Source organism: Bacteroides caecicola (genome assembly GCF_023337095.1).
GTDB classification, from domain to species: domain Bacteria; phylum Bacteroidota; class Bacteroidia; order Bacteroidales; family Bacteroidaceae; genus Phocaeicola; species Phocaeicola gallinarum.
This window is the reverse complement of record NZ_JAMBLM010000003.1, coordinates 92,849-116,373: the sequence shown is the minus strand read 5'-3', so window position 1 is coordinate 116,373 and position 23,525 is coordinate 92,849. Positions and strand designations below refer to the sequence as shown.

General features: G+C 37.4%; 6 protein-coding genes. All 6 read left to right on the top strand.

The window, feature by feature from the left end:
* The 6 genes from M3085_RS03770 (at nucleotide 1) to M3085_RS03745 (ending at nucleotide 23,510) form a co-directional block, all read left to right on the top strand.
* The gene (locus M3085_RS03770) at nucleotides 1-1,287 is read left to right on the top strand and encodes a PcfJ domain-containing protein (RefSeq protein ID WP_249052329.1); all 1,287 of its coding nucleotides are present in this window, start codon (nucleotides 1-3) and stop codon (nucleotides 1,285-1,287) included.
* Nucleotides 1,288-2,235: 948 nt separating this feature from the next.
* On the top strand, nucleotides 2,236-3,270 hold the full coding sequence (locus M3085_RS03765; protein WP_249052328.1) for a hypothetical protein: 1,035 nt from the start codon (nucleotides 2,236-2,238) through the stop codon (nucleotides 3,268-3,270).
* Between the two features lie 1,276 nt (nucleotides 3,271-4,546).
* Nucleotides 4,547-7,351, top strand: a complete 2,805-nt coding sequence (locus tag M3085_RS03760; RefSeq protein ID WP_249052327.1) for a response regulator — start codon at nucleotides 4,547-4,549, stop codon at nucleotides 7,349-7,351.
* Between the two features lie 236 nt (nucleotides 7,352-7,587).
* The gene (locus tag M3085_RS03755) at nucleotides 7,588-14,187 is read left to right on the top strand and encodes a DUF6603 domain-containing protein (RefSeq protein ID WP_249052326.1); all 6,600 of its coding nucleotides are present in this window, start codon (nucleotides 7,588-7,590) and stop codon (nucleotides 14,185-14,187) included.
* A gap of 14 nt (nucleotides 14,188-14,201) precedes the next feature.
* Nucleotides 14,202-17,855, top strand: coding sequence for a hypothetical protein (locus tag M3085_RS03750; RefSeq protein ID WP_249052325.1), 3,654 nt, complete (start codon nucleotides 14,202-14,204; stop codon nucleotides 17,853-17,855).
* A 78-nt stretch (nucleotides 17,856-17,933) separates the two neighbouring features.
* Nucleotides 17,934-23,510 carry a hypothetical protein gene (locus M3085_RS03745; protein WP_249052324.1) on the top strand — a complete coding sequence of 1,859 codons (5,577 nt, stop codon included), beginning with the start codon at nucleotides 17,934-17,936 and terminating at the stop codon, nucleotides 23,508-23,510.
* The last annotated feature ends 15 nt before the right edge of the window (nucleotides 23,511-23,525 follow it).

The window sequence follows — 23,525 nt, the reverse complement described above, 5'->3', positions numbered from 1 at the left end:
ATGAAGCCGAAAACACGTATTCAGTTTGAAATTGTTACATTATCAAAAAGGCTGAAAAGCATATCAGAGAAGCAAAAAGCATACGCATACAAGCATTGTTTCAGCCATATTGCTCGTATGACGAGTAAGGGAATTGTGACTTGTACCGATTGTGGTCATTCTTGGAAGGGTGAAAATATCCCTTCCTCAGACCATGCGGAATGTATTTGTCCTCATTGTGGAAGTAAATTGGAGATAATGAAAACTCGTCAGAGAGTGTTTAAAGCTACAGAATATTTCTCTATCATTACAACCTGTAAAGGTTATCAGGTAATCCGTTTCTTTATTGTCAGAGCCAATAGAAAGGTTGGCTATTCAGCGAAATATGAAATTAATGAAATAGTGCAGCAGTGGATTGCTCCTAATGGTAGAGGTGAAATTATAGCACGTTTGCGGTGTATGTACTCTATGTATTATGATTTGTGGAATGAACACAGCTGCATGGAACTGAGGTCAAATAGTAACCACTTTGCATACGATATTACTCCACAATGCACCTATCCACATATCAGAATTATGAAAAAAATCAGACGAAATGGCTTCAAGGGAAAGTTCTACAATATATCCCCCAATGCTTTTTTCAAGGCAATCCTATCTGATAACAAGATGGAAACATTACTTAAAGTCGGTCAGATAGAAATGTTCCGTCATTTCATTCGTTCAAATGCTGGTATTAATGAATATTGGGCAGCCTTAAAAATCTGCATCCGTAATGGTTATGAAATCACCAATGCTTCTGAATGGTGTGATTATATCAGACTGCTGAAACACTTTGGTATGGACATTCAAAATTCCAAATACGTTTGTCCGAAAGATATTGTTTCAGAACATGACAAGTTGGTTAAAAGAAGGAATGATGAAATCAGACGAGAAGATAATGAACGCAAAAAGGCTCAAGCTATTGAAAATGAAAGGATATATAAAGAGCAAAAGGGTAAGTTCTTCGGTATTTCATTTACGGACGGCATAATTCAAGTACACGTTTTGAGCAGTGTTCATGATTTTATTGAGGAAGCTGAGATAATGCACCATTGCGTATTTTCAAATTCCTACTATCTGAAAGAAAACTCTTTGATACTATCGGCTACCATTGAAGGAAAACGTATTGAAACAATTGAGGTTTCATTGAAAACTTTAAAGGTCGTACAAAGTCGAGGTGTATGTAATAAGAATACCGAATTCCATGAGCAAATCATCAACTTGGTGAATCAGAATATGGGGATGATACAGAAATGTTTGGTCGCTTAACGGATATTTGAGATATGAAAACTACAGAAATAAATCAGAGTATAATTGGAAAAAGGTGTGAATGTATGTTTACCGGTATAATGGTAAAAGGTACTATTACTGAAATAGAAGAATGTAAGTATTCAGTGAACGTAAAAGTTGTCTTTGACTCCCCACAGCAGTCGGGAGATGATATGTATGAACACGATTGGACATGGGGAAGAAAATCCGATGAGTTCGGACCTCTTAAATTTCTCAAGTTAATAGAATGAAGGTGGGCGGAATTTCCGCCCACTACTTGTTGCTAGTTAAAACAATATGAGAAACTTCTTAACTTTGTGGGGTATTAAATTTCTAGATTCTATAACTGAATCTCGTTTCCATTTACACAAAATTATGGACGGTGTCTTCTATAAATATCTTTTTGGTCCGTTTTTTGATAGTCTTTTTTCAGAGTCATATTGAGGTGTTTCAAAATCATATGTTTCTTCACCTTCAACAAATTCACCACTTTCAATAAAAGAATACTTATCGTAATAAGTATTTATTCGCCCTCTAATTCTTCTAAATTTCTTATACCGTTATTATTGTTTTGTCACATGATATCATATTGAAACTTAATAAGACAGTCAAAACAGTCAATCTCTAAAAATGTAATATTTTCATATAGATTCTTTTTGGGGCTTGTTCTAAAGGCAGGTTAATAATGAAAAAATGTGGGAACCATATTATTTATAAATAGTAATCATCGTAAATCTAATTTGTGGAAAGATAAAAAACTGCACGTCATTTCTATTAAAATTTTACTTCAATGACAATATATAACTCCAAAAAATGATTATTTTTTGGAGTTATAAAATAAATAAGTTATTTTTGAAAATATAATTTTGTTAGGGAAAGTTAAAGGGGCCTGCTCTCCTAAACGAGAAAGAAAAATTAATTATATAACTCCTCTTATATTCATTCATCATGGCAAAGAAAATAAAGATTAGGGTATTTAATACTCTGGAATCAAGTAATTTAATGGTGTCCGGATGGTATTCAAATAAAGGTAATCCAAATACAAGATACGGATTATTCACCGGAGCTACAGATGGATTGGAAAATGAGCAATTGGTGTATTGTCAGAAATTCATGAAGCCAAATGCAAAAATCCCTTCTACTAACCTTGGGCTGATATATATAAAAATCCGCCATTGTGATTACGATTTGATATATGAGCACGAATACAGAAACTGGAATGATGATATCTGCATCGGCTGGCTCAGACCAGGTAATCTGGGCGGTGAAACTGTGAACTGGTTTTTCAACGGTAAAACCGACTGTTGGTATTATGGAGGAGATAAGGGAGAGCCGTTGGTAGTTTCACATCGAGTGATTTGTGGAAACATACCACCTTCTGATACATCAACCGATACCGGAAGTGAAGAAGATAACGGGCAATATATCAAACCTGATTCTGAAGAAGACACCTCTGCTTCCGGTGGACATTATGTACGACCAGGTTCTGAAGAAGACACCTCTGCTTCCGGTGGACATTATGTACGACCAGGTTCTGAAGAAGACACCTCTGCTTCCGGTGGACATTATGTACGACCAGGTTCTGAAGAAAACACCTCTGCTTCCGGTGGACATTATGTACGACCAGGTTCTGAAGGAAACGCTTCTACCCCAAACAGACTTTACCCTACTGGGAAAGGAACCGTTTTAGAAAAATATATGAATGCGGACGGCTCCCCGAAACCACCCAAGAGACTTTACCCTACACCTTTAGGTATGGGTGATTCCTCCACGTCAGAAGACGCTTCTACCCCCAATAGACTTTATCCTACAGGGAAAGGTTCGATTTTAGAAAAATATATGAATGAAGATGGCTCTCCCAAAGATCTAAAGAGACTTTATCCTACCCCCTTAGGTATGGGAGATAAAGAAAATGATAAATCTGAGGGAGAAACCGAAGAGGAAGATAGACCACATTATATCAGACCTGACTCCAAAGGATAATGAATAAATATTATGTTAATGCCTGACCCGATATATTGGCAGATTTAATATGGGGATATTCAGTAAATGTCCCTGAAATATTCAATGTCATATGAAGATGATAGAATATTACCACTTCATATGACATTGTTATTATGCTTATCTGAATTTTTCGCACAATTTTAACCGACAGAACATGGCGCTCAGGAAGAAGCCTAGTGAATTCTTCTGATTTTTTTTCTGTAAAATTATATCATGCTGTTTAGGTCTTTTTTGTCCACTAAAAATTAGAGGACGAATTAAAAATTATGATTACTAAATAAATATGCTCCTTCAAGACCCCTTTGTTCTTTGGCATCATTGAATTTAGTTTTGCTGAAGAGATTCCTTAATGGAATCTTGTTCGTAAAAAAATGCAGTAAAATTGTTAAACCTTGTATGTCTATCTGTCCAATCTCATATTTTGTTGCATGATAGCCACAAGACGGTAGACTTTGACTGCAGAGTATACTTGTATCTTTACTGTGTTTTCGGAAATACTTTAAGATTTTTTATCTTCAAGTGCTCCTTGAGCCATTTAAAGAACAGTTCCACCTGCTAACTATTCATGTAAAGTTCTACAACTTGTAGTGCCGGTATATGTTTTACATTTGTTAAACAAACTCTTGTTAGTATTCTTCATCCCAATATCTCATCAAATGGAAAGATTCAGGATAGGATTTTTTGTGTAGAAATTGATAGGTTTAATTTCACTGTCAGATAATATATTCTTAGGTTAACGTCATGTCCATTTTAGTTCTGTGGACTTTATGTTTGTTTTATCCCGTATAACGAAAAACGAATGTATCATATGTATTTTATAGAGACGATGATAATAATAATATGCACGGTCGATAACATAGAAAGAGCCAGACTCATAAAGTATTATTATCCATTGCCATGACATCGTTTACCTTGGTCTCTGTTATGTGAATGATGGCTGTAACTTTATTCTCTACACCATACAAAATGTGAATTATGATGCCTCTCTTATGAGTACGAAAGTTAGTCTAAGGAATCTGTTGCAGGCATTTACATTCCCGTTTAGTTTGAAAATGTCATTTACTCTTTTCTTTCTGGTTTCACTTATCATATAGCTAATGTAATAATATCTATCATCTAGAGTTTTGGCAATAATAATTTGATTTCAGATGTATATATTCAAAAAAACTTTGCTAGATTTTTTCCTTTTATGTGGAATTGTTACCTTTGTTTTTATGTAAATCAAAGTATAATAATTTTTATTAATTAGTAATTTATGAAATGGATATTAATTTTTATAACTCTTTTTGTTGTTCTATCTTGTAGAAGGAATAATGAAAATATGTTTTATGTCAATTATGTCACACGGATTGACAGCATTGTATATGCCAATAAGAATATAGATTCCTTGAAGTCCCTTTTGTCAGGATACGAAGCAAATAGCGATGATGTGGGAATGATGGTGGTAATGAGAGAACTCGGTAAAATTCATCGTGAATCGTCTGACTTTATTCTAGCTCTGAACTATCATGAAAAAGCATTGTCATTGGCAAAAGAACTGAAAGATACCAATAATATTATATATATACTGAATCAGCTTGGAACAGACTTCAGACGTCTCGGAATTCTAAATGAAGCAGCAGACAGACATTACGGGGCTCTTTCTTATTGTGATAAATACAGTGACAAGTCTTCATTCAGGGCTAAAAAACAAAGAGTGGTATCGCTCAACGGAATAGGAAATGTTCATCTTACACTTCAAAACAATGATATAGCTGAAAAAATTTTCAAGGAAGCACTTTCTGGAGAAAAAAGCCTTGGAAGTCATCTTGGGCAAGCTATTAACTATGCAAACATCGGCTTTGTGAAAGAAACTATTGGTGAGAAAGATTCGGCATGGATATATTACGGATATTCTATGGAGCATAACCGACTTGCAGATTCAAAACTTGGCATATCGTTGTGTTACAACCATCAAGGAAGGCTGGCAGAGCAAGAAGAGGATTATAGTAAGGCATTAGAATCATACAAAAAATCATATAGTTTGATGTCTGGAGAAAATGATAGGTGGCATTGGCTGGAATCATGTCTTTCCATAGCAAGAGTATATCTTGCTATGGGGCAAAGTGAGAATGCCTACATTTATCTTGATGAAGGGGTAAAAACTGCTATGGAGATAAAATCTTGGGAACATCTTGTAGAAGCTTATCGCTTAAAAGCAGTATTTGAAGAAAAAACAGGTGACTATAGGAAATCACTTGAAAATTATAAGAAATATTTAGCATATACTGACAGCATAGCAAATAAAAAGAATATTAATCACCTAAACAATCTCCGGTTGAATTATATAACAGAAAAAGGAAATAAAGAGAAAGAACTTATAAATCAGGCATATGTTAATGAACAGCAGAAAAAGAAGATTATACTTTATTTCCTTATTATAGTCTTGCTTGTTTCGGTTGTAGCGATTTCATCTCTCATATATGCTTTGACAGTTAAGGCTAAAATGCAGAATATAATTAAGAAAACTAGTCTTATGAGGCAGGAATTCTTTACAAATATTACTCACGAATTCCGCACTCCACTCACTGTTATCCTCGGATGTGCAGAAGAGCTGAAATCAAAAGCCAGAATCAGGGGGGATGAAATGGAAATAAGTTCCATTTTAAGACAAGGACAAAGGCTTCTGACTTTAGTAAACCAGCTTTTAGATATAGCTAAAGTACGGTCTGTAATAGGCAATGCAGATTGGAAAAACGGAGATATAGTAGCTTTTATTCAGATGGTTGTAGAGCAGATTCGTCCTCAGGCCATAAAAAAACTTGTGGAAATTGAATATAGATCTAACGAAAAAGAAGTCAATATGGATTTTGTACCGGATTTTATGTACAAGATTATAATGAACCTTCTTTTTAATGCGCTGAAATTCACGTCCAAAGGAGATAGGATAATAATTAGGAGTATGGTCGTGAAGAAAAGTATTAGGATTAGAGTAGAGGATACTGGTTGCGGAATAAAACCGGAAAATCTGGTACATGTATTTGAGCCCTTTTTCCAGTCAAACCCCAATCCCAACGTAGGTTCAGGTATTGGTCTGTCTTTAACAAAGCAGATGGTCGAAGCAATGGGAGGTAGTATTGAAGTATATAGCAGAGAAGGAGAAGGTACTTCCTTTATTCTGTTTATTCCGATAAAGCATGGAGAGAATAGTTTTGATAGGTGGAATTCAATACTGGATGAAGAGGTAACTAACGAAAAACATTTCTTTGCAGACAATAAGGATATTGTAAATAAGGATGATATTATTTCAAAGGATTCGGATATTGCACTTATAGTTGAGGACAATGAAGATATAGCCCGATATATAGGAAATATCATAAAAGATAATTTCTCCGTTATCTATGCACGTAATGGAAGGGAGGGAATAACAAAAGCAGAAGAATATGTTCCAGACGTTATTATTACAGATATCATGATGCCTGAATACGATGGTTTGGAGATGACAAGGGATATCCGTAAGTCAAATCTTCTTAATCACATACCAGTGATTATTGTAACAGCAAAAAACGATGATGCACACAAACTGCAGGGATTTGACTGTGGGGCTGATGCATATTTGATAAAACCGTTCAGTTCTGATGAATTGAAACTTAGAATTCTCAAATTGGTCAGCTATCGTAGTATGCTCAGGGAAAAGTATAGTCAGATACTAATTGATAACAAGGAAATCTCGAAAGAAACGGATGCTCCGGAACAAGAAAAGAAATTCTTGATCAAGTTAAATAGCTTCATTTTATCCAATATCTCCCATCCTAATCTGAATTCTGAAATGCTTGCAGACAATTTGTGCTTGAGCAAATCCCAACTCAATCGTAAAGTGAAGTCTATAACAGGTATAAATACCGCTGCATATATCAAACAGTCAAGACTTGCTCATGCTGAGGTTCTTTTGAGGGATCCCGAAAGGGCAATCGGAGACATTGTTCTATTGTGCGGTTTCGAATCGGCAAGCTATTTCACCAAATTGTTCAAGGAAAAATTTGGTATGACACCGTCCGAATACAGAAAAGAGAATTCTTGATTTATGAATTCGGACTTTATAAATTTAAGCATTATTTAAAAGTCTGTTTATAAGTGTTTTATATGACATAAATGCGCCGTATGTTATAATTACTTTGTATTAAATTGCTTCGAATGAACTAATATTTTCTTCACAATGCACTGTGTGTTATAACAAGAGTACTCATAATATTTTTATTTTGCATTTATAATAAAATGCAAACAAAATGCCGTTTGGCATTGTAATCTAATAGTATTATGGGAAATACAAACAGCAGAATACTTGAAAAAGTTGCGGTGCTTCTTCAGAAAATTAAAGATGCTCTTATCTACGATTTGGAGGAAGAGTTTAAAAGTGTAAAAGAAGCCCTTGTTAAGATTGATAATCCTGACAATAAGGACAGTAAAGAACTGATGAAGTTCATGGAGGCAAGAATGAATATCGTAGATGCCATTTTTGCTCGGGTTGGTTATGATATAAGTCATTACGAGAACCTGAATGATGTCCGCAAATTTGTAGAAGAGCTTATCCGTGTGACTGAGAAAATTGGTAACGCGATGGATAGCATTGCCAATGCGTCTGCTAATGGTAAAGTATCCGGTGAAGAATTGACAGAAATTGCTAAGAATGTAATTCCTCTTATTAAGGATATTGTAGGGCTTGTCCGTACTATTATGGATATGGAATGGGACAAAGTATCAAAAGATATCATTGTCTCAGGCGAAGATATTGGTCAGTATATACAAGAGAACATACTGACAAGAGATTTTGCCCGCAAGGTGTTTGATCATATCTTAATGACCCTATTGAAGAATGCTCAAAGCGTATTCAAGGACGAAATAGATTTCGTAAAACTCACCATTGAAAGTGGAGTAAAAGATTTGGTAAATAATGTGAGCGATCTGAGCAATGAAATAAGGATATCGCTAGAAGACATATTAAATGATGCTCAAGCAGATATTGAGCATATAGAGTACAATATGAAAGAGACTCTCGAAGATGCCTCATTGTTGTACAAAAAGATGAAAGACCACATTGGTAACGATTTTGTGCAGACGGCACAGGACATGAAAGACACTTATGTTAAGATAGCGCACGCATTGAGTATCACTAACTCCATTCTCGAATTCCTCGGCATTCTTGAAGAAAAGCAGTTGACATTACAATTGCCTAAGCAGATAAAAGAGCTTATCGGTAAAGTGCAAAGTTCCGCAGACAAGGTATCTGGAGCTATCGGTTCGACTGAAGATACAGCTTATGAACTTGTAAGCAACGCCACATCGAATATTGTGGACGAGATGAGCGATGTAATGAAGACCACTAAGGAGGTAACCGGTATTGGTGTAGCTGCTGCAGGAAAACTCGACATACAGTTGCAGTGTGTAGAAAAAATGGTGAACAGCGGTACGGCCGAGTTCGAAAAGGGACTTGCACAAATGGTTGCCGGAGCTAACGGTGCTTTGAGAAATGCATCAAGTTATGCATCGAAGGCTCAAAGTGCATTGGGCGATTTTAAAGGGGAACTTGAGAATATAAAGAATTTCCGTTATACTGTGAAGGTTAATGTCTTGAGTTGGGAAAATATCGTTGACCTGTTTACCCGACCTGTAGAGCATTTCAAATCTATCTATCCTATAAACAGCATGCAGGATGCAGAAGATCTGATGCGGAAATTCATGGATATCCTACACAATATCAATCCTGACATACCGGACTTCGGTTCACTGAAGAATCTTCTTGAAGACCTTCTGCGCAAACTCCAGCAGCATGTGATGAAATATATCACAGAGGTAAAGAATAAAATGAAGGAGCTTGGCAATGAAGCTAAAACCAGACTTCAGGAACTTATAAATAAGGTATGGGATTGGTTCCAGCCTATAGTCACCACTATACGTAATATCATCGAAACCTTGAAGGAGCTGGCTCTAGTTGTAAAGGAGAAGATGAGCGAGGTGATAGGGGATATAAAGGAAGGTGTAAATATCATTGCCGACCATTTGCAGGATGAATTTAATGAGATAAAGAAAGGCTTTACCGAACTGACAAACGATGTAAAAGAAGGTCTGGATAAAGCCGGAAAGAGTGTGAATGACATCGCCAAAACAATGGGCGATAAGATTAATGAGATTGAGAACGGAATAAATACCATTGCGACCGACATCAAGAATAAGGTTACAGATGCTGTCGACCAGGTGGAAGACGGATTGAATACAGGTGCTAATCAGGCATCAAATATTTTGTCTGACATTGTCAAGGACTTTTCCGATAATTTCGGCAAATATAAAAAACAAATGCCGAAGATGCCGGAGATGAACATGCCAAAGATGGTGAAAAACACTTTTGTAGAACCGTTGACAAATGCTGTGAACTGTTCGCTCAAGGAGGTTGTGGAGCTTGATGTCCAGTGTCTCTTCGACTTTAGTCAGGAGCGTAACGACTTGATGAAATGTGTGACATCACTCAAAAAAGATTATACCAGACTGACGACTATAATAGAGAAAAAACCAGAACTGGCAAGTATCCTGAATCTTGACGAGACTCTTGGCATTCTCGCTTTTGACGGTGCTGATGTTGCAATAGAAATGCCTGACATCGCTGCACTTGTACAGCAGGAAGTACTGCCCGACCTTAACGTATGGGCTCATGGTATGTTGACAACAATCCAGACATTGACTGACAAGAAGGTGTGGAAGCAACGTCTCGATATCGTATTGACTCAGCTCAAAGCGGAATTCAAGAACGATCTTGGCAATATCACCGGACTTATATCAAAAGAGGGGGCAATGAAACTCCTGAGAGACTCGTCGGCTGTAAAGAAAGATTTGAAGGACAATCTTAATATTACCGACTATATCACAATTCTGGAAACAGCAGTTAATGATGTTGTTATCCCTGATCCGGAATATTTCTATACTAGCTTCAAGCAGACTATACTGGCGGTTATATCAAAGCTTACAGCGCGTATAGTGGCTGAGATTCAGAATATCAAGGATAACATCGTCAATATAACTTCGGCAGTAAAGAAGACTTTCGAAAATATTCCTGCAGCTGCCGAGAATCTTGTACAGAAACTGCAGGATGCTATTGACAAAAAAGCTGCTCAGATTGGAGTTGCCGTTTGTGCACTCATTGAGAATATCATCGGTACTGCACGTACCATTGCTGATATTGCAAAGGGACTGCCTGACAGAATTAATAAGGTAAAGGATTTCTTCACAACCGAGGTTTTGACAATCCTTAAGAATCTTGGTTCGACTATAGAAGACAAACTTAAGGACTTCGCCAATAAATTCCTGGAACGTCTTGAAGACCTTGCTAGCGAAGTATGGCAGCGCATTAAGAACGAGTATATCATTCCATTGTTGAATTATATTAAGAACCAGGTGATATTCTTTGTCAAACATGTTATCCGCAATACTGTAAGAAAGATAGTAGAGGCGATAACTAATGTTCAGGAGAATGTGGAGAACGGTGTACAGGAAATGCTAGGCAAACTTCCTACTTTAAATTCACTCTTCATGGCCGAACGAGACTTCATACAGAAGTTCCGTAGCGTATATAATACTGTGAAGGACATAAAGGAAGTAAAGGATTATATCGAACAGGCCGACCTTGTCAATGGTATCTCCAACTTGAACCAGTTGCCTGGTCTTATCAACGTGATTGACAAGTTCGTGAAAGACAATCCTGCAGTTATGGATAAACTGAAGGAGCTTACTCTCAGTATAGAAATAAAGACAGATTTAAAGATTGAGGTTTCTTACGAATATGTTATCTGGATTCAGAACATTCTTACTTCAACACTCGACTTTGTTCAAAGTGATATGGGCTTGAAGGAGGTCATTAGTCTTGTACAGTCTCTATATAAGGGCATACCTGAAAGTATCAAGAATGATATCGCCGATGTCATGCCTTCACTGCCGTCATTGCCGAAGAACAGCTTTACTGACATGTTGAATGATGTAAGTTGCAGCTACGACCTTGATAACATGATGTGTAACATTACTCTGCTTGACCTCAAGACTGATGAAAAAGACATTGACGGATTTGACGCTTCACTGAAGCTGCAGTTATTCATCATGGTGGGACGATACACAAGTGAAGAGTTTATCGAGGTAGAAGAGATAACCGACGATAATACTGAAGATAAGAATGAAGATGAGACTGAGGATTCTGCCGATACCGAAGAAGAAAAAGAAGACAATAGTGTTCCGGCTGTATTCTTCACCATCATGCTTAGTGGAAAGGTTCTTTTCAGTAAAAATCTCGGTGAGAACCACAACATGGAAATAATGGCAGAAGGAAATATCGGTGAGATGCTGAAGAAAGACAATGCTATGAGCGATACTGCTATTGGTTTCTGTATGTCGAAGAAAGATCCGGAAAAAGGTGTGACGAGTATATTCCATGGCTTTGGTTCAACAAAAGGTCTTAATGGTATATTCTATATCAATTTCAAGAGAATCAGTAGCGAAGCAAATCCAAACCCAGCCGATCTGCTCAGTACCGAATACCTTGATATTCGTATAGGAAATTATCCTATGACCGGATATGTGCTTTACAACCATTCATATCCGGAGGATGTGCAGGCAATTCTCGATGAAAAAGAACCTGTTGAAGGATTCAGTACCGGAATTATGGGAGGATTGGAAGATGTTGAATTCATACTGAAGCTACGGCAGAACAAGTTCTTTTCAACACTGCTTAAGGACGATATATCAGCCAAGTTCTCGTTGCAGTTGCTATACGATTATCTTAAGGGCTTCAAGATGGATGGCGGATATTGCTTCCATATTGATATTGACTGTAACAACAAGAAGATCGGTCCGTTGACACTTGCAAATCTCGGAATTGATATCGGTTGTCCGAAGAATGATTTCGGAACTCTCAGACTGGGTACCGGCACTACGTTCAGCTTACAGATGGGCGAAGCCGTATCAATGTCGTTTGAGAACCTCAAACTGGGTTTTGATATAAATATTTTCAAGAAAGACTTCAGTCTAGGCGATTTTGATTTCGATTTCAATTTCAAATTCCCTGATGGTATCGGCGTTGCCATTGATTGTCCGGCTGTAAAAGGTGCGGCCATAATCAACTATAATCAAGATACCGGTGAGTTGTTTGGTGCTCTTGAGCTTGATGTCATAGAGAAATTTGGCGTTTCTGCGATGCTTTTGCTCGATCTCGGTATCGTTGACGGTCATTTCTTCAGCATGATGGCGATGCTTTCTACACGTTTCTCTCCAGGTATACCTCTCGGTATGGGATTTTCACTTACAGCCATTGGCGGTATGCTGGGGTTGCAGCGCATGCTTGACTATAATGCTATTCGTGAGGCTGTACGTAGCGGAACGCTCGAAAGTACATTCTTTGTTTCTGATGTGGTAAAACATATTGCAGAAATGAAGAAAACAGCCGAAAAGATTTTCCCTGCAAAAGAAGACCAGTTCTTTGTAGGATTGTTGGGGCAGATAAGTTTCGAACCGGTAGTGAAATGTACAGCCGGATTGATGTTGCAATTGCCTGACCCGTTCGAGATAATCCTTGTGGGAATCTTGAAGGTGTCAATAGAGGATACTGATATTATAAGGATTAATGTAGCGTTCTCGGGCAGTCTTGATTTCAAGAAGGGGCTTCAGTTTGATGCTTCAATCTACGATTCGTCAATCGTAGGTATCACACTTGAAGGCGACATGGCATTCCGTCTGTTCTGGGGCGGAGATACGAAAGGATTCCTGCTGAGTGTCGGTGGTTTCCATCCGGCATATAAACCGGAAGCGGGTATGCATGTTTCGGATATGCGCCGACTGTCTATGAAACTTGACTATGATGTTCTGAGGGTTGGACTGGAGACATATTTTGCTGTTACCTCTAATTCATTCCAGATAGGTGCTCGTCTTGACATAAAGATTGGATGGGATAAGTTTGGTATCATCGGATATGCTGGTTTCGACGCTTTGTTCCAATTCGATCCATTTATGTTCATGTTCAGTATAGAAGCTGGCATGGCTGTGATGGTAGGACGCTTAAAAGTCCTTTCGATAGACTTGTCATTGTCGCTTAGCGGTCCTAAACCTTGGAACGCTAAAGGTAAAGCAAAATTCTATTTCCTATTTATACCTGTTAAGGTCGGTTTTGATATAACATGGGGTGACAAACAATCTGAACTGCCAAAGAAACAGATAAATGTTATGGGGCTCTTCAAAGAACAGGTTAACAATCCAAAGAACTGGTTCGTTGATGAGTCTGGACGTGACTGGGATGTAGTAACCATTGAGAATAAGGTAGGACAGTCTGAAGATACAAGTGAGGTTCTTATTCTTGCTCCTGGTAGTATTTTGGCATTCAACCAGAACGCTATACCTATGGAGGAAACCATGGATCTCTGTAACAATGCTGTTCCTACCGACTATAAAAAGATGATGATTGATCAAATAGTCTTGAATAAGAACGAACGACAAATTCTCAATGCTGAAGAGAATAGAAAAATAGAAGAAAACGAGAATTTCAGACTTTCGGTTGTTGGTGTAACTTTAGACAATGATTTTGCTCCAGCTCTTTTCAAATCAATGACTAATCAAGAGAAATTGGAATCAAAGTCTTATAAGAAATATGCTTCTGGATTTACACTGAAAAATGATGGAAGCAGAAAGGTTGGTAAAGGAAAAACTGTTGAACTTGGTGATTATGACTATGAATATGGAGAATACAAAACTCATGAATATAATCAGGTCCAAACTGAGTCAATGGCACCACTGACAAGTGCAAATAATGTTACAGGAAAGCGTGTCACTTATCATAAAACTGATAAGACAGCTATTAATCGTTATATGAAGGTTCTTGATTCAATTCAATAAAAAATATACATATTATGGGTAAAGTATATATATTTCCATATCTTCGAAAGGGTCTCGCCAACTATATTGATAAGGATGAAGACACTAAAGGAAAGAAACGTGCAGAAATACAGGTTGGCCTTAAAGTGAAAGCGTCAACCGTCAACAATACAGATGATAGTTTCAATACGGATGAATTTGTAAAAGGGAAGTCAATAGAGCTTTTGGGGCCTTCCGATATCAAGATGTTGAGTAGTAATGCTATCATCCGCATGTCACCGGCTGAAACCGGTGACATACGGATCAATTGCAAGTACAGTCCGTTTATCGAATTCTATGAAGAGGATCTTCCTTGGCGCTATACACCACTGGCGGCCGATCATCCGGATTTTCATCCTTGGATGGCTCTTATAGCCGTGAAAGAAGACGAGATGAAGGTCAGTATGCATGGAAGTATAAAAATTGTGGAACTTAATCTTACAGCCGAACGTTATATAGAAGTATTTCCTACATCCAAAGTGTTGAAGGATGTAGCTCATGTACAGATTGATACGAAAGATGACCGACTTGAAAATAATAGTGATGAAAGTAGGATAGAAAAACTGGTAAATGAGATTCTTGAAGAGAACCCTGACTGTGGAATATCGCGTATCCTATGTTCAAGTAAGTTAGAACCAAGCACTGTTTATAATATTCTCCTTATTCCTTCCTACGAGTTAGGGCGACTTGCAGCGCTTGATTTAAGTATTGACTCTACAGGTCTCAACACATGTGCCTGGTCATCAACTTTAGAAGAACAAATGAAACGTCCAAACGGCATGACCTTTCCACTTTACAAAAAGTGGAAGATAACTACATCGTTTGGTGCGGACAACTTCATAACATTGGCTAAAAAACTCTTCCACACCAGTGAGAAAGAGTATGAAGAGATGAGGGCATATCTTGATGTTGATATTGCTCAGAGTGGACTGATCTCTGCCCATGTAGAATCCGAAAATGCTGTTATCGATGTACCAGCTTCTCTCATCGTTAATGAGAAACCGACTAACTTACGCGAAGAAGACGATGATTATCGTCAGATCTTAAAGGAGACACTAATGCTCAATCCTGTCCTCTCTGAAAATGAGAGCGAGGAGATTGATATGGAATCTGACCCTTGGATTGTTCCACCTGTATATGGTGCGCGTCATAAACTTACAACAAAAACGGAGTTTGAAAATAATACTATTAACGATAACCATTATAATATAGTAAATGATGTCAATCTTCGTATGCGCAACCGTATAGTGGCGGGATTGGGGGCACAAATTGTGAAAAAGAATCAGGAACAATTCGTGAATCGTGCCTGGAAGAAGGTTGAAGTAGTTAATACCGTTAATCAAGTTATTCGTGAGTATTACCAGATGAATCAGGTAAACGAATGTGCCAAAGAACGTAGTCCCCGTACGGATATCTTTAACCAAAAGGACAAAGTTACTGAGAAGACCATCGGTCTTCTCAGCGATGCTGCTCTGAAAATGCTACAATCGTCAGGCATTTACTACAATAGTGTTGCCCCTGACAAGATGCTTATGGTTGCAAATACAGAGATGAACAAGCAGGAGAATCCAATATCAAAAATAGGGTTGCCACGTGAATTCCTTTTGGAACTTTATGATCCAAAACAGTGGGAAGGAGCGCGAAGGGAAGGTATTATATTGGATAAAATCAAAGAGACTACCGGTAAAAATAGCCGTTTGGGAGATAGTGCATATCAGACATTCTCAGAATATGCATTTCTTGACAAATTTTTATATGTAAGGTGGAAAAATGATAAGGCATATTTCTGTCCAAGACTAACAGATAAGGATTGTTTAGCTCTTGATGATGCTTCATACATATATCACCCATTAACAGGATGGTATGATACAGCTTATGATATATGTTCTGCTGTTCAACGTGTTAAAGAGAATGGAGAATATTATTTTTATATTAATTCTCTTATCAGAGCTTTGTCACTAGTAAATTTGAACAAGAAGGGGGTACTTTATGACAGTACGAAAGTTTTCAATTATGTTAATGTAAGACCTATAAATGTTGTGTCAAAACAGGGATATGGTTATATTTTAGAAGGTAATTCTTTTTCTAATAAGAAATTGGATAAGCCGCTGGCAATTGAATATCAACGTGATAATGATAAAAAAGAATATCTTTTCTTTATTACGAAGGATTACTTTGATAAACGAATAAATAATGTTAAATATTCACTCAGATACAAACAGAACTCTTATAGTTGTGAGTTGAATAGAAATGGTGGCTTTAGCGTAAATTTACCGGATGAGCCATCTTCGCCGGAATTAGATATATATAAATTTAACAGTTATTCGAAATTCTTATTTGATGAAATCTCATATACTATAGATACGCTTCGTGAAGCTATGAGAGATTATGACAGATGGTTTCATGATGATTATAATAAGGAAAAAAGAAAAAGTACATTAAAAAAATTTCCATGGAGCCAATTCTGTATATTTCAATCCAATAAGACTATTGGGTTCTCATTTAAAAAAATAGAACACCCATGGCAGATTTGGAATTTCAAGGATGCTTTTGACAAAAATATAATCCGATCAGATAATAATCTTCTTACATACTATTACTCGACATATATTTATGCTATTGAGGAAATTCGTTCAAATTTGAGCAAATTTGAACATATTCTTTATCAGCCTACTCATATAGATGTTGGAGATCTGGATTTAGATGACTTCAGTATTATAAGGGCCAATGAACTTGTCAAGGATGTTCAGAAGACGGAAAATGACATAGACCTTAGTACTGACGAACTGTTGACTAAAATTAAAGCAGAATATGCCAATATTAAACGAAAATTTGCTGACCGTAAGACTCCGGCAGCGAAAGTGGAAGATAAAGATCATATTATTTCCGATGAAATTCCTAATCCTGACCAGTTGGCGAAAGATCGTATTGTGAATATTGTCAATGAATATGGTATCACGGAGGTGGCTCAGTTGAAGGACAACTTTAATAGCAAATATCCGATAATGGTATATCCTGATTTTCTTGACCCTACTTTCTTTTATCTGCGTGAGTTGTCAGTAAACTATGTACTTCCTGGTGCCGGCGAACTGCTTAAGAATACCATATCATGCTTCTATAGCAACCCTGCTTTTGAAGAAGCATTACTCATGGGTATGAATACAGAGATGGGACATGAACTGTTGTGGCGTGAATATCCGACCGATCAGCGCGGCTCTTATTTCCGCAAGTTTTGGGATCAATCTGAACTTCCAAAAAAGGACGAGCTTGATAAGTATTTTGATGTCGAACCACTCCATAATTGGGACTCTTTACTTGGTAAAAACCATATGCAAGGCAAATCTCAGATGCTAGTGTTTGCTATCAAGGGAGAACTGATGCAGGTTTTCCCTGATACAGATATTTATCTGCGGGAAAAGGATACAGATAGGGTATTGAAAGCATGTATGTCGTCATGGCTCACAGAAGATACATACCTTGTAGGTTTCCAAGATATAAAAAAGGAATATCTTTACAAATACTACCTCGTATTTGAGCAGATGCCGATGTCGTTGCAGTTTGACCAAAAAGACGGTGCACCTATCAATAATTCATTTAATGTGGTAAAGCCTTGCATTTTTGCAATACCTGCAGGGCAGAAGCCCGTCTGATTTTGCCAATCAAAATTATAAGATATACTATGCTAATAATTACATTCAATTTTTTTGAATGAAAAACATACGATAAAAATGGAAAAATATCAAGACATATTGCGTGACCAGACTGGAAGAAATTTTGCAAAGAAAGGAGTGAACACATCGTTGATGATGTTCCCTGTGCGTCTGGAAACAAAAATCATGCAGCATGATTACAGCACTATTGCTGAACCAGAGAATTCGCTCCAAGCTTTTCAATCATTGGCTAATGTACTAAATGAGTACCACAAGCCTTGTGACGATGTCAGTTTTATCAATGTGAAGAAGGCTATTGTCAAGATGAAGACCGATGTGGAGATGATTGATATGATGTACAGAGAGGATAAAGCTGTATTACTTGAACTTACGCAGAATCTGTACAATGCATTCCATACTGTAGAGTTACAGGATGCCTTCATGCCTGTAATTACTTCGCTTAAGGATGTTACTTGCGTATCAACAATAAGCGATAAGGCTTCTGTAGCATTTCTGGACAAAATGGAGAAAATTACCAGAATGTTAGTTGAGACAGTAACCAGACCTGACTACAATGGATGGTTACGTAAAATGAACCCTGATTATTACTCTCAGCAGGCTCAATATACTAAGGCACTAAATCATTTCCGTAAGGTTTATGAGTTCCTTAAAAATGTCGATAACGAGGTTTACCGTATTCCTCAGGGAATGGTCTATAGGGAGCAGCTTACCCGCTATAATAACCTTGTTAAAAAATGGAATACACTGCTTGATAGCAATATTTCTGGTCAAAATAGTGCTGATATTCTCCTTTGGCGTTATAATTATGCCGAAATAACAGCCCCCAAAGGTAGCCCCGCATATATAAACAGCATGAATGCGCGCAGTGCACTTATTAAATTTGTAAAGGAAAAGCTTTTCCCAGAAATTAAGCAGTTCCAAAATGGCAAATGGCATAAAATCTTTCAATATCTAGAAACAAATCTTGGAACGAAAGATATGTCTTCTGACAAACCGTACCAACGATACAGCATATTGGCAACAAGATTACTGTCTCTTGAAATTCTTCTTGCCAAGTACCGTTACAATAAGGATTACGATTATCGGAAAAATCTGCGAAAGGATTTCTATAAGAAATTAGATTCTACAAAATTTTTGATAAATCATGTGTACTGCAACTTCTATGCAGAACAAAACTTATTATGTAAAATAAACAAAACTATCATCAATCATTATAAAGAACTTGTTAATAGCTCCAAAGAATGTAATCTTGAATTAAATATCGAGAGTTGTAAAGTTATACATAAATGTAGTTTCTTAAGCAAAGAAGCAAAAAAGAGTCTTTGTGTGCGCATATATCCAGATGTAGTAGCCATGACAGAGACCGTAAAACAAATTAACCGTGCAGAGTATCTTGTAGGTAAGAGTTTTTGGTTGAAATATATTTTCAACAACAATCGTAAGTTGGCAAAAGACAGTACTGAGATAGAGAATTACAATCATTCGCTTTGGTTGTCAATCTGCGATCTATACCCTGCTCACCGTTCCGCATTCATCCTTAAACAAACTTTCCCAAAAGAAAACTATAATGTGATGTGCAGAAAGGCAAAGCAGTTCAACGACAATAAACTGTCTGAAGATGAGTTTATTAAAGAAATTGACCAAAACTTTGTAAATTCATTCCCGACAACATATGTTGATAACGAGGAAAAACTTTTCACTATTCCTACCACCAGCCTCTTGCCCGACCGTTTTGTCCTTCGTGCAGAAATAAATATTAATAAAAGCAAGAAATGTACTATGGTACACTACGGACATCGTCTTCCTGCGGAACTTCAAATAGGTCTTGACCTCAACAATCTTGAAGATTCAACCGTAGTGAAATCGGGTACTGACAATCAGAAACAACTTTATCTGAATGGTAGCCTTAGCTGGATGACTGACTATGATTTGGCAGAGAAAATGGGTATGGCAATATCATTACCTCTTGAAGAAATGAGATATGAAAGAAGCGATACTAAAACAGACCGTATAAACGCAAGGGAGAGATTGAAAAGATTATATAAGTTGCGTAAGATGTACGAAAATTCAAAAAATACAAAAATAAAACAAGATATAGAGAGAAAAATCGAGATGTTCCAAAAGAGAAGAGAAATCAAATCCTCTATTCGGCTACGTTCGTTCGATTTCTCTTCAATTTATGTGTATGGTATTAATGAGGCATCTGCTGATGAATGCTCCAAAATTCTTCATGATTTGATGTGCGGTCATCTCTATTCAGATTATCCTATGGATATTATTTCGTTCGAGACTCCTTCGAATATACTTGATGACAAAGATACTGAATTTGTATTTGACAGCTCTGAGGAAAAACAACGTGAGCGTTTCAAGTATCAGGTTCATAATTGTGTTTACCCTCACAAACCGGAACCAAATAACGACCTCGATATTCTTGATCGTCTCTGCTGCTTTAAGGAGAGTGTATTGGGCAATCTTGACGATCCTAAGTCTGCAGGTTCCGCTGAGATACAGTTGTGTAGAAAAGTTAATGAATTAATGATTGACTATCTGGCTCAAAAGGGGAATCCACTTATAAAAGCGATAAAGAAGAATAATGATATCTACAGTTTCGTAGCAAATGATGTATTGCCTCGTGGACCGTTCCCAATGCTGCGTATTTCTGACCAGCCTTATGGTATTCTTCCTATATGTGACTTCCGTAATTTAAAGGTGCGAAGATCTATTGGTATCGTGAAAAAGTTTCTTTTAGCATTGACTACACATTGGAATAAGATTGTAGAAAATAATAATGTCAAATGTTACGGTAAAGACAATGGAGATGCAACGACTGTCACTACTCGTGATTATCTGGATATTCTTAACAGTACGCCTCGTAGTTCTGCTTTTTATGAACGTGCGCTGATCAAAAATGAAAATGTGCTCAATGCCGAGTTTTTCCGTGGTGAAGAAAATAGCCGTCAAATTGAAGAATTGTTTGCCATAGCTAACGATCTGGGTCTTGTAAAGAGCAAGGAGGAATTGAAATCTATCATACCAAACTATGACTATATCCCTGTCATTGATTTTCTTACCGAGACCGACAAGGATGGCAATGCCATTGAAAATAGCGTAACAAAACTTGTTGATGGCTTGAGGATTGATAATATAGTCTCTTATCTTAAAAATAAAATTGAAGATGAGAACAACAAGAATATTAAAGGTATTCAACTTAGTACTGACAGCGAAGTTCTTAAGAATCAAGTCATTGAGTTTTTTGACCTGTTTAACTATCGTCTTGACGCATGGTTTATGGGTATGTTGAATAATAAGCTTCGTGAGCGTATGGAGAACAATACGCACAAAGTAGCTATAGGAAGTTTTGGTTGGTTGTTTAACCTCCGTGAAAATGAACTCACTAATGAGAATACCAATGAGTATATCCTTGCTCCTTCTGTCAATCATGCTATTACAGGCGCAGTTCTTCGCAGTTCGTATAATAACAGCCTAAAGAATGGTGATCAGAACTATGATATGAGTGTCAATCTGTCGTCAGAACGTGTTCGTTCAGCCATTCGTATCATTGAGGGTATTCAGAACGGTTTGTCTTTAGGTAATATTCTTGGTGCCGATCTTGAACGTTTCATACATGAAGCATATAAAACGCCTTACAAAGGACATCATCTTGAGATGGACGTATGCATTTATCCTATGCGTAAGTGCTATCCTCTTGTTGATATGAAATCCAATAATGATATATCTGTAATCAATGGAGCTGCACTTCTTGAGGATTATCGTAAAGAAAAGAATTACGCAATCAGTATGGCTCGTGGCAATAATGATAAATTGCAGATTTATTTGCGCAGCTGGATTAAACGGCGAGGTTTTTTCCCTGACCAGATTGATGTTGAGTTGAAATATGACTATCTGCTTGAACTTATTGATCAGGTAGATGATGAATACGATGCACTGACTGATGTTGTACTTTCGGAGAGTGTATATAAGCTTGTGATTGGAAATCGTGAGGCTTCTGACGCATTGGCTCAGGCTCTCAATGAGATGAGAAACATTCCAATGCCTGATGTGGTGAATATCCCTATCACAAGTGCACAGATTGATAATTATACAATGGCAATGCTTGATGTGGATGTTGTGCGTAATAGCAATACGACAAACATTCTTGCAGAAACAGAACCCAAAGTTGATGCGTGGATTGAACAGATGCTTGGTTCTATGAATAATATTTTTGTTTCTTTCAAAGAGAAAAACGATGACGATGAAACTGTTTACTCTCCTTCTGTCAGTCTTGGCGAACTGGGAATATCGGCATCAGAGTTCGTATATCTCTCAGCCGATAATGCAGCGTTTACTAAGTTTATTGAATTGCAACGTTGGATGAAAGGTTATGATTATGCATCTGTTGTAGAGGATGTTTTGGCAACCGATTGTCTTGACAGTCATTCTCTGTCAGAGATGCAAGTTGCAGCAGATGAAGTCCGTAGTCTTCTTGTGTCAGCTCATGCTTTGCGTAATGAGGAGATGGTAAAAAGTACGGGAATGCCTGACCATTCTGTCGTTGACAATATGAGCGGAGCGTATTACAAGCTTGAGGGATACATCAAGCGTATGCTTGACGAAATTGCTAAAATACTTAATGAGCAGATGGCAATACAGAATCCTCAGACTAGTAACTACGACATTACCGTATTGCCTGATGATATCACTCTTAAGGCCATTGCTTTACTTATAGACTCTTATCGAATCGGACAAGTTACAGCACTCAATGAAATAGAGCCTGATCTCGTCATCGGTAACCGTAAAATGGTAGAAGATATTAAGGCTTGGAAAGAAATCGTTAATAAGCAACATTCTCTTTTTAAGAGTCTGCAATCTGTATACGATGATTTCTGTCAAAAGCTTAGTAGTGTACAGAAGACTATAGCTGCTGCTACAGTTCCTGATTATACAGTTTTCACTACTGCCATTCAGACGTTGCTTGTCAATGGCTTCAAAGTTGTTGCTACATTCCAGCCTGATAAGTACGTTCCTCTCATAAATCTTGCAGCACAAGCATGTGGTAACTATTTCAAGAATATCGACAGGATTGGTCTCGAGACTCTTGTTGGCGATCTCGCTCAGGTTGAGAAACCTATAATGAATCTTCACAAGATACGTATGTTCCAGAAAATCAACGATCTTGATGTTGCTCCTATAGTACCGATGCAGATCGTTTCAGAAAATAGTGAAGTTGTTGGTGATGAGTGGCTTGGTGCTGAGGTCTCATCTGAGAATGCCGTTACTGATGCATTTACATATATTGTGATGAATCCTGATCGAATTGTAAAGGCTACTGAGAGTGGAAAACCTAAATTGGCAGGTTTGGTATTTGATCATTTTGTTGACCGTATTCCTTATCGTGCTCAGAGTGCAGCCGTGAGCTTCGCTTATGATCAGCCTGATGCTGAGGCACCACAGACAATACTTCTTGCCGTTTCAACAAAGGACGGAAAGAAGAGTCAATGGAACGAAGATATGCTGGTTAACTCTTTAAAGAGTGCTGTCCATATGATTAAGACTCGCACTGTCACACCAGATTTGATTAGCCGCGATTCGTGGACAAGTGGTGTTTTCCCACTTCTTGAGTACAAAGAATATTAGAAAAACATTTAATAG

Excerpts from the sequence above, each read along its gene's own strand:
- M3085_RS03755 (WP_249052326.1), top strand. The coding sequence starts at position 7,588 with ATGGGAAATACAAACAGCAGAATACTTGAAAAAGTTGCGGTGCTTCTT.
- M3085_RS03745 (WP_249052324.1), top strand. The coding sequence starts at position 17,934 with ATGGAAAAATATCAAGACATATTGCGTGACCAGACTGGAAGAAATTTT.
- M3085_RS03760 (WP_249052327.1), top strand. The coding sequence starts at position 4,547 with ATGAAATGGATATTAATTTTTATAACTCTTTTTGTTGTTCTATCTTGT.
- M3085_RS03750 (WP_249052325.1), top strand. The coding sequence starts at position 14,202 with ATGGGTAAAGTATATATATTTCCATATCTTCGAAAGGGTCTCGCCAAC.
- M3085_RS03765 (WP_249052328.1), top strand. The coding sequence starts at position 2,236 with ATGGCAAAGAAAATAAAGATTAGGGTATTTAATACTCTGGAATCAAGT.
- M3085_RS03770 (WP_249052329.1), top strand. The coding sequence starts at position 1 with ATGAAGCCGAAAACACGTATTCAGTTTGAAATTGTTACATTATCAAAA.